Origin of the sequence: Candidatus Accumulibacter aalborgensis, from assembly GCF_900089955.1 — a bacterium.
In the GTDB taxonomy this organism is placed as follows: Bacteria; Pseudomonadota; Gammaproteobacteria; order Burkholderiales; family Rhodocyclaceae; genus Accumulibacter; species Accumulibacter aalborgensis.
The window spans coordinates 1-13277 of the sequence record NZ_FLQX01000150.1 but is presented as its reverse complement, the minus strand read 5'-3'; the positions used below and the strand labels follow the sequence as shown (position 1 = coordinate 13277).

The 13277-nt window shown below is 61.1% G+C and carries 9 protein-coding genes and 2 riboswitches; of the genes, 2 read left to right on the top strand and 7 right to left on the bottom strand.

The features are described 5' to 3' along the window. Positions 1–23 precede the first annotated feature (23 nt). From gcvP to gcvT, 3 genes are read right to left on the bottom strand one after another with little or no spacing between them, the layout of a single operon-like run. On the bottom strand, positions 24–2948 hold the full coding sequence (gcvP, locus tag ACCAA_RS18770; protein ID WP_186408779.1) for an aminomethyl-transferring glycine dehydrogenase: 2925 nt from the start codon (positions 2946–2948) through the stop codon (positions 24–26). Beyond that, positions 2945–3328, bottom strand: a complete 384-nt coding sequence (gene gcvH / locus ACCAA_RS18765) for a glycine cleavage system protein GcvH (protein WP_186408778.1) — start codon at positions 3326–3328, stop codon at positions 2945–2947. The genes gcvP and gcvH overlap by 4 nt, the downstream gene beginning before the upstream one ends. Before the next feature lie 52 nt (positions 3329–3380). Continuing rightward, positions 3381–4469 carry a glycine cleavage system aminomethyltransferase GcvT gene (gene gcvT / locus ACCAA_RS18760; protein ID WP_186408777.1) on the bottom strand — a complete coding sequence of 363 codons (1089 nt, stop codon included), beginning with the start codon at positions 4467–4469 and terminating at the stop codon, positions 3381–3383. A 76-nt stretch (positions 4470–4545) separates the two neighbouring features. After that, positions 4546–4648: riboswitch (glycine riboswitch) on the bottom strand. A gap of 3 nt (positions 4649–4651) precedes the next feature. Further along, positions 4652–4739, bottom strand: a riboswitch (glycine riboswitch). Between the two features lie 270 nt (positions 4740–5009). Between gcvT and ACCAA_RS18755 the strand changes: the two genes are divergently transcribed. Further along, positions 5010–6770, top strand: coding sequence for a disaggregatase related repeat-containing protein (locus ACCAA_RS18755; RefSeq protein WP_186408776.1), 1761 nt, complete (start codon positions 5010–5012; stop codon positions 6768–6770). Between the two features lie 52 nt (positions 6771–6822). Beyond that, a complete protein-coding gene (locus ACCAA_RS18750) occupies positions 6823–8052 on the top strand; it encodes a hypothetical protein (protein WP_186408775.1) in 1230 nt (409 codons plus the stop codon). Positions 8053–8188: 136 nt separating this feature from the next. Here ACCAA_RS18750 and ACCAA_RS22790 read toward each other — a convergent pair whose 3' ends face one another. The 4 genes from ACCAA_RS22790 to ACCAA_RS18730 form a co-directional block, all read right to left on the bottom strand. Further along, positions 8189–8305 carry a PEP-CTERM sorting domain-containing protein gene (locus tag ACCAA_RS22790; protein ID WP_425394502.1) on the bottom strand — a complete coding sequence of 39 codons (117 nt, stop codon included), beginning with the start codon at positions 8303–8305 and terminating at the stop codon, positions 8189–8191. 64 nt (positions 8306–8369) lie between these two features. Next, positions 8370–10658: a nitric oxide reductase activation protein NorD gene (locus ACCAA_RS18740; protein ID WP_186408774.1), complete on the bottom strand. Its 2289-nt coding sequence runs from the start codon at positions 10656–10658 to the stop codon at positions 8370–8372. 15 nt (positions 10659–10673) lie between these two features. Next, positions 10674–11477: a CbbQ/NirQ/NorQ/GpvN family protein gene (locus ACCAA_RS18735; protein WP_186408773.1), complete on the bottom strand. Its 804-nt coding sequence runs from the start codon at positions 11475–11477 to the stop codon at positions 10674–10676. A gap of 95 nt (positions 11478–11572) precedes the next feature. Next, complete coding sequence (locus ACCAA_RS18730) at positions 11573–12952, bottom strand: ribulose-bisphosphate carboxylase (RefSeq protein WP_186408772.1); 1380 nt, start codon at positions 12950–12952, stop codon at positions 11573–11575. Between the last annotated feature and the right edge of the window lie 325 nt (positions 12953–13277).

Here is a 13277-nt window from a genome sequence, read left to right as displayed (position 1 = left end):
CCCGACATTCTTCACCGCAAAACCTAGCGAGTGTCGTCGTCGATCGGCACGCAGGCACAGAACAGGTGGCGGTCACCGTAGACATCGTCTACGCGATTGACGTGCGGCCAGAACTTGTTCTCGGCCACCCAGGGCAGCGGGAAAACGGCTTCGCGGCGGCTGTAGGGTCGGTCCCACTGGCTGTCGACGATGTCCGCCTGCGTATGCGGTGCATGCTTCAGCGGGCTGTCATCCAGCGGCCAGCGCCCCTGCTCGACGTGGCGAATCTCGTCGCGGATGCCGATCATGGCGGCAACGAAGCGGTCGAGTTCAGCTTTCGATTCGGACTCCGTGGGCTCGACCATCATCGTTCCGACAACCGGGAAGCTGACCGTCGGCGCGTGGAATCCGTAGTCGATCAGGCGTTTGGCGATGTCGATTTCCGACACTCCGGTCGCCGCCTTGAGTGGGCGGATATCGAGGATGCACTCGTGCGCGACGCGGCCATTCTTGCCGGTGTAAAGCACCGGGTAGTGTGGCCCCAACTGACTGGCGATGTAGTTGGCGTTGAGGATGGCCACTTCGGTGGCGCGCTTGAGTCCGCTACCGCCCATCATGGCGATATACATCCAGGCGATCGGCAGGATTGAAGCTGACCCCCAGGGGGCTGCGGCAACCGCTCCCTGTCCCCGGTGCGGGCCGCTGATCGGCTGCACGCGGTGGTTGGCCATGAACGGCGCCAGATGGCCTTTCAGACCGATCGGCCCCATCCCCGGGCCGCCACCGCCGTGTGGGATGCAGAAGGTCTTGTGCAGGTTCATGTGGCTGACGTCGGCGCCGATCAACGCCGGTGAGGTCAGACCCACCTGGGCGTTGAGGTTGGCGCCGTCCATGTAGACCTGGCCGCCATGCTGGTGCACGATGGCGCAGATGTCCTTCACCGATTCCTCGAAAACGCCGTGCGTCGACGGGTAGGTGATCATCAGGCAGGCGAGCTGGTCGGCGTGCTGGGCTGCCTTGGCGGCGAGGTCGGCAACGGTGATGTTGCCGGAATCGTCGCAATCGACCGCCACCACCCGCATGCCGCACATCTGTGCCGTGGCGGGGTTGGTGCCGTGCGCCGAGCGGGGGATCAGGCAGACCTTGCGCCCGCCTTCACCGCGGCTGGCGTGATAACGCGAGATGGCCACCAGGCCGGCGTATTCACCCTGTGCGCCGGAGTTGGGCTGGATGCAGATGGCGTCGAAGCCGGTGATCGCCTTGAGCCAGGTCTCGAGGTCGCCGATCATTTGCAGGTAGCCTTCGGCCTGATCGAGCGGGGCAAAGGGGTGGATGTCGGCGAATGCTGGCCAGCTGATCGGGATCATCTCGCTGGTGGCGTTGAGTTTCATGGTGCACGAGCCGAGCGAGATCATCGACTGATCGAGCGCCAGATCCCGGTTCTGGAGCTTCTTCAGGTAGCGCAGCATCTCGTGTTCGGTGTGGTGCGTGTTGAAGACCGGATGAGTCAGGATGGCGTCGCTGCGCAGCAGCACCGAAGGCAGACTTGGATCGGCCTGCTGTAGTGGCTCGTCGAGCGGCGTCAGGTCGGCGTTGATGCCGGAGAGGAGTTTGATCAGCCGGACGATGTCTTCGCGTGTGGTCTTTTCGTTGACCGCGATGCCGAGGACGCCGGGGGAAACCTGGCGCAGGTTGTAGCCGGCGTCGATTGCTGCCTTGTAAGTGCTCAGCGCGCGGCTGCCCAGATCGACGCGCAGGGTATCGAAGAACTGGCTGGTCAGTACCGTTACTCCGGCCCGTTGCAAGGCAGCGGCGAGAATCGCGGCCAGGCGATGGATGCGGCCGGCGATCGCACGCAGGCCCTGCGGCCCGTGGTAGACGGCATACATGCCGGCCATGTTGGCGAGCAGTACCTGCGAGGTGCAGATGTTGGAGTTGGCCTTTTCACGCCGGATATGCTGTTCGCGGGTCTGCAGGGCCATACGCAGCGCCTTGTGGCCACGGGCATCGACGGAGACACCGATGATGCGGCCGGGCACCGAGCGCTTGTACTCGTCCCGGGTAGAAAAAAAGGCCGCGTGCGGACCACCGAAGCCGAGCGGGATGCCGAAACGCTGTGACGATCCGAGCGCGATATCGGCGCCCATCTCGCCCGGCGATCGCAGCAGGACCAGGGCCATCAGGTCAGCGGCGACAGCCACGACGCCGCCACGCGATTTCACGGCGGCGATCTGGCCGCTGAGGTCCCTGACTTCGCCGTGGTCGTTGGGGTACTGGAACAGGGCACCAAAGACTTCCTGCCGAGCTGCCTCATCTGGTGAGCCGAAGACCAGTTCGAAGCCGAAGAAAGCGGACCGAGTGGTGACGACATCGATCGTCTGCGGGAAACACGCCGCGTCCACGAAGAAGATGTTCGACTTCGACTTGCTGATCCTGCGCGCCATGCTCATCGCTTCGGCAGCGGCGGTCGCCTCGTCGAGCAATGAGGCATTGGCGAGTTCGAGGCCGGTCAGATCGATCACCATCTGCTGGTAGTTGAGCAGAGCCTCCAGGCGACCTTGGGCGATCTCTGCCTGATATGGCGTATAGGCGGTGTACCAGCCGGGGTTCTCGAGCACATTACGCAGCACGACCCCGGGTGTCAGGGTGTCGGCGTAGCCCATCCCGATGAGCGCGTGCTGAACGCGATTACGGCCGGCTATCACCCGCAGCGCGGCAAGCGCTTCGTTTTCCGGACGCGGCTCGACGAGCGCCAGCGGTGCCGCCATTCGAATCGCCGCCGGAACGGTCTGTTCGACGAGTTGATCGAGGCTGGCGGCGCCGATGCTGGCCAGCATGGCGTTCACGTCACTTGTGGATGGACCGATGTGACGGCCGACGAAGTCGTCGCGCTGTTCCAGTGCGGCGAGGGTCGCCGACGGTGACTTGAGAGCCCTGGCGTCTTCCGGACCCTGTGCGAGTGGCTTCACGCGGCGTCCACGATCTGCTCGTAAGCGGCGGCATCGAGCAGCGCATCGAGATCGCTGATGGCAGAGGGCTTCATCCTGAACAGCCACGCCGCGTAGGCATCCTGGTTGACGGTTTCAGGTGCGTCCACCGCCGCCTGATTGATTTCGATGACCGTGCCCGCGATCGGTGCGTACACGTCGGCGGCCGCTTTGACTGATTCGACGACGGCTGCTTCCTGCGCGGCCGCCAGCGAGCTGCCGACTGCCGGCAACTCGATGAAGACGAGGTCGCCGAGCAACTCCTGGGCATGGTCGGTGATGCCGAGGGTGATCGTTCCGTCCGCTTCGGCACGGATCCATTCGTGACTCCTGGTGTACTTGAGATCGACTGGGATGTTCATGTCTTTTCCTGCAATAGATGTAAAGTCAAGTGGGACCAATGGGGGCGAGATGTCAAACCAGAATGCTGCCGTTCCTCACGAAGCAGGGTTTGACGACGTTGGCGGCGAGCAACTTGTCGCGAATCACGACCTGAACCGTCTCGCCGATGGTCAGTGCGAGCGGTAGCCGGGCCAGGGCAATCGACTGCTGCATCGTCGGAGAGAAGGTGCCGCTGGTGACCTCGCCGCTTCCCTGGGGGGCAAGAACCTTCTGGTGCGCCCGCAACACGCCGCCGCTGGCCAGCACGAGACCGAGAAGCTGATATTGATGCGGCCTGGTGACGAGGGCAGCTTTACCGACGAAGTCGCGCGGTGAAATCAGGTCGACCGTCCATGCCAAGCCGGCATCTAGAGGCGAGACAGTCTCGTCCATCTCCTGGCCATAGAGATTCATACCGGCTTCGAGACGCAGCGTGTCGCGGGCGCCCAGACCGCAAGGCGCCACGCCGGCCTGGTCCAGTGCTCGCCACAAGGAGGTAGCCCGTTCGGCGGGCAAAGTGATTTCATAGCCATCCTCGCCGGTATAGCCGGTCCTGGCAATGAAGTGCTCGCCGGCCATGGTAGCCATGAATGGTTGCAGCGATTCGCAGGCGGAACGATATTCCGGCAGTACCTGGCACACTTTCGAGCGGGCGTTCGGTCCCTGGACGGCAATCATCGCCAGCGCTCTCGCACCCTCGCGGCGCGGCGTAAGGGTAGCCGACAGCCGCCACTCATCGAGGCGGGCCGTCATCCACGCCAGATCCTTGGCCGCCGTACCGGCGTTGACGACGATGCGATAGCGCGTGTCATCGAGGAAATAGACGATCAGGTCGTCGATGACGCCGCCGGCATCGTTGAGCATCGTGCTGTACAGGGCCTTGCCCGCGGTCTTCAGCTTGTCGACGTTGTTGGCGAGCAGGCGGCGCAGAAAAGGCGTCGCCTCGGAGCCTTCGAGATCGACGGCGCACATGTGCGAAACGTCGAACATGCCTGCGTCCCGGCGAACAGCGTGGTGCTCCTCGATCTGAGATCCGTAGTGGACAGGCATCTCCCAGCCACCAAAATCGACCATTTTGGCGCCGCTTTCGCGATGGGTTTCATTGAGGACAGTTTTTTGCATGGGATCAATCCATTAAAGGAGGTTGTTGACGTTGATTCCCGAAACGAAAAAGGGCGAACTCGAATCGAGTTCACCCCCCTGTCCATTTACCTGAGAGATTGTCGGGCTGCAATCGTCATTTGCAGCCGCCTTGCCCCATCGGTGGGCGCTTGGCCAGAAGCGTGCGCCGCTCTCCAGAGTTCCTTGCACGAAAGGTCCTTTTGCCTGAGCGTTTCCGGGTGGATTGCGCCTTCGGCGGTGGCATTTGCCGCGCTCTCCCATTCGCGTCGCTACTATAGCGCGCGGGAAGCTTTGCCCGCAAGGCAATCGGCGACCGGGAACCCGCGTATGCCGCTTCGGCGTGCTCCCCGTGTGCTGCCCTGCAGACGGCGGTAGCGCTTTGCAGTAGAGTGAACGAAGTGACCCTACGCAGGCGCGCCTCATCTGCACAGTGAGAAGGCCTGGTTCCGCAAAGCAGTTTCCTCCTGGCGACGAGAGATGTACGCCCCTGGATTACCTGCCAAGGACTTGCCCCGAAGCTTGCCAGATCAAGGATAGATAGTGAAACGCCATACCATTTGCATGATCTCCTTCGCGGTCAGCGCTCTCTTGAGTGCCGGTGCGCTGGCACAAAGCATGCCGGGCGTCGGAGGTCCCACCGCGCCACCTCAAACGGTGAATGCGCAGGCAATCATCCCGGAAACGGCTCTACGGGTTTTTGACAGTCCTTACACGGGAACGGTGTGGCGTTTCCTGGTCAATGAGCCGATAGGGGTTCCGTGGGTGCATCCCGGTGGTGACTGGCGCGACAGGAAGGGCTCTCTTCAGGGAGCTGTACCATGGAGTTCGGCTACGGTTCGGAACATCGCTGCCGAACAAATCGTCGTCTTCGATGTGACCAGTCTGGTAAACAGCCAGCTCTCCACGGACGTCAATAGAAGCCCGAACCGCGGCTGGATCGTCAAGAGCGACGCAGGCGATGTCTCGGCCGCTTTCTATAGCAGGGAATATGCCGACATCGCCAAGCAGCCAAGGTTACGGATCATGACTTCGTCCGGCGGCTACACGATTGTTGCCGGCGGCGATGTTTCCATGTCGTCATCAACAGCCATGTCAACACACGGTCTCAAAACGACGCTGGGGCTGTCGGGAAGCAATCAGCGACTGGCTCTCTGGTTTGACCTGGCATCGGTTAGGGGAAGCATCAACAGCGCTACACTTTCACTGACCACGACAGACAAACAGTATGGTAGTGGTAGCAGCACCATTGGTGTCTACGCGGTTGATTTGACCGCTTCGTTCGCCCCGATCCCCATACAACGAGGCATTGCTGCGCGCTATCCATCCGACCAGGGAATCGAAGGTGATCCAGACGTGCTTTTTGTCGACAAGTTTCCTGATCTCGCCATGCATCATCGGGGCTGGTACTGGGATGCAGGTTCTCCTGACATCAACAATAATCGCTCGATCATTGGCGATCATGATCCGGCAGATCCGAACTTTCACCCTCTTGCACCCGGAGTAAAGGCGTATAAAATGACCATACCAACCGGCCATTATGGCGGAGAATTTGGCAGATGGTCGTTCTGGTCAAACCTTGGATACGAACCGGATGCGGTTTACATGAGAGTGTATGCGCGCATCGGTACGGATTTCGACTCCGAAGCCGGAAAATTCCCCTTTGGTTTTGACGGCACTTATTTGGCGCCGAGAACTTACTTGCACTATAACGGCCAGTTGCTGGCTACCAACCCTGTGACGGGTCGGAAGTGGATTCGCCCCGATGCGCCAGCGTATGCGGGAAACGGCGGTGCGACATCGAATGGAAAGAATGGCTGGAGCGCGCGCGGCGGCTTCGCGGCTGAGGAGTGTGATTCTGGCGGAAAATGTTCACCGAACCGTACCGACAATCCGCTGATTGCCAGCGGATATAGAGGACTACATTACTACGCCTATTGGGCAGACCAGCCCGACGCCACGGGGTCTGATTTAGACTGGAGAAATGGACTTCTTGGTGTAATACCGAAGAACAAGTGGGTGGCGATCGATCAATACATGGAGTTGAATACCGTGAATGCCGACGGCAGCGGTAACCGGGACGGTATTCTTCGGGTATGGATCGATGGACGGCTGGCCTTTGAAAAAATTGATTTTCGGGTACGCCACTGGCCGGGCAATCCAGCGGGCGCCAATAATATCAAGTTCGATTCCGTGTGGCTAAATCTGTACCACGGCGGCCGGCGCGCGGCCAAATCTCCGATGACGGTATATTTGTCGGATCTGGTGGTGGCGAAGTCTTTCATCGGCCCGGCCACGTTCTGACCGGCCCGTTCTCGCGTTGGCGGGACCGAGCATTACCAGTCGAGGATGGAAGATGAAGCAGCATAGCTCGTCGCGCAGCCTGTTCTCCCCGGGGAGTGGAGCTATTCTCTTGCTCTCCCTGGTATTTCTTGCGGCCCGCTCCAGCGTCGCAGTTTCCCAGAATTCGATCCTCGCGAAAATTCCGGTCAATACTGCGCATTATCTTGGGTCATATAACCCGCCTCCTTTGTCTGGTTGTCCTCAGATGGAATCGGGCCACATTACGGACTATAGCCGTTTTTCGTATGACTCGATTCACAATCAGATGTTGATGTTTGGTGGAGGTCACGCCTCGGTGCCGCGTACCGATGTCGATGTTCTCGATCTGAATGAAGGAAGTAGCCTGACCTGGGGTAGCGCCTATCCATCAACACCTGTTTCTGATATGACGTTTGCCAATTTCAACCAGGCAACGGGCTCATGGATCACGACGGGGCATCCGTTGACCCGCCATACATACGATATGATGACCTTTGATAAGGACACTGGCGAGCTGATTTTGCTTCAACCTGTTGGACCACAAGCCCACTGCCAGGAAAAACGGGATTGGTACCTCTATCCCGGCAAGGTATGGATTTATAATCCGACGACGAAAATCTGGAGGGCGACCGCGGGTAATCCGGATGTATGGGGTATCAGAGAGATGGAGCACCTGGCTGCCGAATACGATCCGATCTCCAGGCAAGTGATTATCATCGGGCGGCTGGGGATCTACTCCTTCGATCCGGCGAGCGAAGTTGCTGTAAGACGCAAGAGCTTCGTGCGGCCGGAATTGAGTCTCGCTCAGAATCTGGTCTACTACCCACCCAATGGCAAGATGTACTACATCTTGAACAATGGAACTATTTTTGAAGTGACCATCGAGCGCAGCAACCTCGCGAAGTCAAGCATCGTACAAATGAAAGGTCTGGTCGGGACTTTCCCGAGGGGCGTCATGCCACCACTCTCGGATGCCGGCGAGACAGGATGGGCCTATGATTCGACCAACAAAATAATTGGTGGTGGCATAGCCAACAGCACGTTCTATGCGTTTGATCCTATTGCCAGGAGATGGACAGCAACACGGATGCGCTCTGACAGTTCTTCCCGAACGATTGGCAAACTCACTTTTCACGCACTCGATTATGATCCGGTGGACAATGTTTTCATCTTTATCAGCCGGGCTCCTGGCGATGGTATTGACAAGCAAAATACATGGGCATACAGGTACGGGGATGGGGGAAAGAGCAGGGGGAAGCAGTGAATCCTGTACTGACTGCTGGCGAGTTGACAAATCTGACGTGGTCCAGTGGAAGAAACTGGCAGGCGGATGGGCACAATATCCGCCTGCTGAAAAATGTTCGGCGTCGTGGTTGGGCAGAGATTGCCCAGGTGCCAGATCAACCCGGGCCAGCGAGTCGCCGGCGCCTATGCCGGCGAAGCGCCAGCAGGGCGGCGGCAAGCAGGCTCAGGCCTGCCGGTTCCGGTACCGCGCCGCCGTCGAGCGGCTCGGCCAGCTTGAGATTGATGCGCTTCGTACCTCAGCGCATCCTGCGGACCTGGAGGGAGCCGCGTTCGACCCTACTTGGTCAGCGCCATGAACAACTCCGGCAACCTCTCGGGTAGCCGTTCGATCTGGTCGATCACCGAATACCGCCGGCCGAAGATGTCGCTGACGTAGTCGTCGGCTTTTCGGTCGAGGCTGATGCAGTAGGTGAAAATGCCCTTCTGGTCGAGTTCGGCGACCGCCTTGCGGGCATCTTCGATCAGCAGACGCTCGTCTTGCACATCTACGTCGGACGGTCGGCCGTCGGTGAGGACGAGCATCAGTTTCTTCTCGGCCTTCTGCGAGCCCAGGTAGTGCGCCGCGTGGCGCATGGCGGCGCCGATGCGCGTCGAATAGCCGGCCTGCATTGCCGCCAGGCGTCCCTTGACGGTATCGCCCCAGCACTCGCTGTAGCCCTTGATGTGCAGGTAACGCACGTCGTGGCGCGTGTCGGAGTGGAAGCCGGCGATGGCGAACGGGTCGCCGAGCTGGTCGATCGACCAGGCGAGCAGCGACACCGCTTCCTGACTGAGTTCGAGAATGCTCTGCTCGCCGCCTGATGCACTGACTTTGACCTGGTCGGCCAGCGACTCGGAGAGGTCGAGCAGCAGCAGGACGGCAAGGTTGCGGCCGCTGGTGCGGTGGCTCATGTTGATGCGCAGTTCAGGAGTAGCGCCACCCTTGAAGTCGATCAGCGAGCGGATGGCGACGTCGAGATCGAGTTCGCTGCCGTCTTCCTGGTAGCGGATGCGCACCCTTTCCTGCGGTCTGAGGAGATCAAGCAGACGCTTCAGGCGCCTGGCGAGTGCGGCGTGCTTTGCGAGCAGGCGGTCGATGACGCCGGCGTCGCTGGTGGGGTGGAGCGATTCGTAGAGGCTCACCCAGTCCGGGCGATAGGTCTGGCTCTGGTAATCCCACTCCGCGTAGTGGCGCGGCGGCAGGCGGTCGGGCTCAGCGACCATTGCCGCGGGGCGAAGCTCGTCGAACATCTCCTCGTCGTCGCTGAGTTCGTGGAAGCGCCACAGGTGGCGATTGTCGTCGCGATAGCCGAATTCCGCATCGGTGAAGTGGACGTTCGGCAACTGGTCGCTCTGGCGGCGGGTGCGCGCGATGTAGGCGAGTGCCAGAGCGGCGACTTCTTCGCTGCTCGACTCGCTGTGCGCCATCGTTTCCTGAAAGCGGACGACGAATTCGCGCAAGGGCGCGCCCTGATAGCCATGTTGCGGGTCGAGCAGCGCGCGCGATAACATCGCCAGACGATGGCGCAGGCACGAGTGGGTTTGCGGGTCGCACGCGTCTTCGACCGGCTTCGGGTGCAGCGCCAGGAAGATGCGCCGCAGGCCGGGGTACGTGCGCAGGATCAGCGTTTCGACCCGGCTGTCCTCGAAGGTCTCGATGGCCAGGCGCTGCATCGGGCTGAAGTTGTCGGCAAACATCGCCTCGCTCCAGCGTCGATGGCCGGCGATGTGCGCCAGCATGGCGCGATAGCGGTCGATACCGGCGACACCTCGCTCTTCGTCGAGGACATCGGGCAGGCGAATCCCGCTGGGGTCGTAATAGGGCAGCGATTTCGGCAACGGGTCGAGGTCGGTCGCGTAGGGAACCAGGGGAGCGTTGTCGTGCCAGAGCGCGCGCAGATAAAAATCGAGCCGACGCTCGTTGTCGACCAGCAGCGTGCCGTGGCGCTCGCGCTGCAGCACTGCGCGGCTGTCGGCCGACTGCAGGCTGAAGTAGGCATGCTGACGTTCTGGATGGTTGGGGTAGTTGCGGATGCCGTAGTCGACCCAGTTCGTCAGGCCGACGATGGCGAGGTTGTTGAGCAGCCTCGGCGACTGGGCGAAAAAGTCGGCCAGGCACGGACTGGCGAAGGTCTTGTGGATGCCGTGAATCGAACCTGAGGTACGCTCCATCAGGTCCAGCGTCAGGTTCAGGTAGCGCTGCATCTGCTCGCGCGACCCTAGCCGCCGGGCAACCGCCGCCAGGTTTTGCAGGAAAGGCGTGATCGCCTTGGCGTTTGGCGATTTCCAGAGAGCGTGAATGGTCCGGCTGACCATTGGCAGGGAGCCTTCGCCTAGGGTTCCAGCGATCGACGGCCACTCCTCGAGAAATGCCAGCACCGGCTCGACGCCGCGCCCCATGCGGCCGAGGAAACGCCCGCAGTCGAGGTAGGCGTTGACGCCCTCGACGGAGAGCACAGCCAGCGCGTCGACCAGGCAGCGCTCGAACACTTCGCCGACCTGCGGGAATCGGCAATCGAGTTGCGCGCGATACACCTGCAGGCGCTCGGGCCAGCCTGTGCGGCCGTCGGCGGTGTGCTCAGCCATGGCAATGCACGCCGGCTAGGCGAAGGTCGCGTCGATCGCGTGGTCGAGCGTGTCGCGAATGTCGTGGTCGTCGGTGATCGGTCGCACCAGCGCCATGCGGCAGGCGTCGCGCGGCGAAACGCCGCCGCGGATCAGCGTCGCGGCATAGACCAGGAGACGCGTCGAGATGCCTTCGTCGAGGCCGTGACCCTTGAGCCGACGGGCAGCAGCGCCGATGCTGACCAGTTGTGCAGCAGTGGCAGGATCGATGCCGCTTTCGCTGGCCAGAATCGCGGTCTCGAGCGCCGCCTCGGGATAGTCGAACTCAAAAGCGGTAAAGCGCTGCTTGGTCGACTGTTTCAAGTCTTTCATCAGGCTCTGGTAGCCGGGGTTGTACGAGATGACGAGCTGGAAATCGGCATGGGCGTGAATCAGTTCGCCCTTCTTGTCGATCGGCAGCGTGCGCCGGTGGTCGGTCAGCGGGTGAATGACGACGGTGGTGTCCTGGCGCGCTTCGACGATCTCGTCGAGGTAGCAGATGGCGCCGATGCGCGCCGCGGTGGTCAGCGGACCGTCGAGCCAGCGCGTGCCGTTGGCTTCGAGCAGGTAGCGCCCGACCAGGTCGGAAGCGGTCATGTCTTCGTTACAGGCGACGGTGATCAGCGGCTTGCCGAGCTTCCAGGCCATGTATTCGATGAAGCGCGACTTGCCGCAGCCGGTCGGTCCCTTGACCATCACCGGCAGGCGCGCCGCGTAAGCAGCTTCGTAGAGCGCCACTTCGTTGCGCTGCGGCTGGTAGAAAGGTTCGTCGAGAACCTTGTATTGCGCCTTGTTGGTCATTGCTTGCACCCTTTTCGCCCATTCAATCGCCGTGCAGGTCAGGGGCGGCCAACCCTCGACCCCAGGACCTGTCCCCTGAAACCTGGCCCTTGCTGCTAGCGATGCACGCCCAGCTTCTCGCGCCAGCCCGGATAGAGCTGGTCGGCATCGCCGGGGAAGGATTCGAAGGCGCGCGCGAACTCCCTGTGCTCCTTCGCCCACTCGATCGGGTCGGCGCCGGCCTGCCAGCACTTGTAGGCCTGGCGTAGCGAAATGGCGCCGGCAGCCGGGCTGTCGATATGTCCGTAGGAACCGCCGCCGGAAGTATTGATGACGTTGCCGTGCCCGAGGTTGGCGAAGAAACCCGGCAAACGCAGCGCGTTCATGCCACCGGAGATGATCGGCGTGGTCGGTTTCATGCCGTACCATTTCTGGTAGTACGCCGGGCCCTGATACTCGTCACGCTCGATGATGTAGGCGATCGCGCGGTCGTCGGCGCTGCCCTCCATCTTGCCATAACCCATGGTGCCGACGTGAATTCCCGAAGCCCCCTGCAGGCGGGACATCTTGGCCAGCACATAGGCGTCGTAGCCGCGCTTCGAACTCGGTGAGGTGACGGCGCCGTGACCTGCGCGGTGATAGTGCAGGTACTGATTGGGGTACTGTCGGCGGGCGGTGGTCACCATGCCGGGGCCGCCGACATAGCCGTCGACGAGAAAAGCGACCTTGTCGGCGTCGGGGCCGAAAGTTTCGAGGATGAAGTCGGCGCGCGCGCACATTTCGTAGTGATCGTCGGCGGTGATATTGGCCGAAAACAGCTTCGCTTGTCCGGTCTCGTCCTGTGCGCGCTGCATCGCGTCGTATACCATGGGCATTACCTTCTTCATCGGCGCAAAGACCTGGTTGCCCTGCGGCTCGTCATTCTTGATGAAGTCGCCGCCTAGCCAGAACTGGTAAGCGGCCCTGGCAAAGGGCTCCGGACGCAGCCCGAGCTTGGGTTTGATGATCGTGCCGGCAATGTAGCCGCCATCCTGGACCGGGCGACCGAGAATCCGCCACAGGTCGGAGATGTCTTTGGCCGGGCCATCGAAGAGCTGAATGGCACGCTCGGGCATGTAAAAATCGTAGATCTTGGCGTTCTCGATGTCGCCCATTCCCTGGTTGTTGCCGATGACCAGCGTCAGGAAAGAAACGATCATCATTCGCCCGTCGGTGACATTGCGATCGAACAGCTCGATCGGATAGGCGATGCGCATCTCTTCGCTCGGCTCATCGATCAGGTAAACCAGCGCATCGACGCCGCGCGTGAAGTCGTCGGTGGTGCTCACTTCTACGTTGGTGCCGGTGGACGACTCGGCGGCAAAGTGCGCGGCGGCCTGCAGATAGTCATAGCCGGTCTTGGGCTTCATCTTGTAGGCCACCAGGATATGCTTGCCGCCCTCGATGAGCTCCTTTTCTGTCAGGCTGAGGTCGGCGTAACGATTCGATTGGTCCATGCGGGTCTCCGTGTCCATGTAAGTGCGACCAGTTTAGGCGGCGCAATTGATTATTAAAAGTTAAACTTTTTGCAATATATGTTTAGCTTTTACTGTTGAATTGTGCGCGCGACGGAACTGAGCGAAGCTCTCTCCACGCCGAATGGTGGCGCCGACGGCCGGGTTCACCAGCCCGCACAGCCCTGACGCCCGAGGGCTCCAACCCCGTATTTTCACGGCCTGGCGGTGGGTAGCAAGAAAAAACTTTCGCACACGGGGGCTAGACAGCCGGTCGCACTTCTGGCAGGATAGGTGGAGCGTAATTGATCCACGTTTCAGCCGGAGG

What these genes read in the sequence shown, in the direction of transcription:
- ACCAA_RS18750 (WP_186408775.1), top strand. Translation starts at nt 6,823, where the DNA reads ATGAAGCAGCATAGCTCGTCGCGCAGCCTGTTCTCCCCGGGGAGTGGA.
- gcvT (WP_186408777.1), bottom strand. Translation starts at nt 4,469, where the DNA reads ATGCAAAAAACTGTCCTCAATGAAACCCATCGCGAAAGCGGCGCCAAA.
- ACCAA_RS18740 (WP_186408774.1), bottom strand. Translation starts at nt 10,658, where the DNA reads ATGGCTGAGCACACCGCCGACGGCCGCACAGGCTGGCCCGAGCGCCTG.
- ACCAA_RS18735 (WP_186408773.1), bottom strand. Translation starts at nt 11,477, where the DNA reads ATGACCAACAAGGCGCAATACAAGGTTCTCGACGAACCTTTCTACCAG.
- gcvH (WP_186408778.1), bottom strand. Translation starts at nt 3,328, where the DNA reads ATGAACATCCCAGTCGATCTCAAGTACACCAGGAGTCACGAATGGATC.
- ACCAA_RS18730 (WP_186408772.1), bottom strand. Translation starts at nt 12,952, where the DNA reads ATGGACCAATCGAATCGTTACGCCGACCTCAGCCTGACAGAAAAGGAG.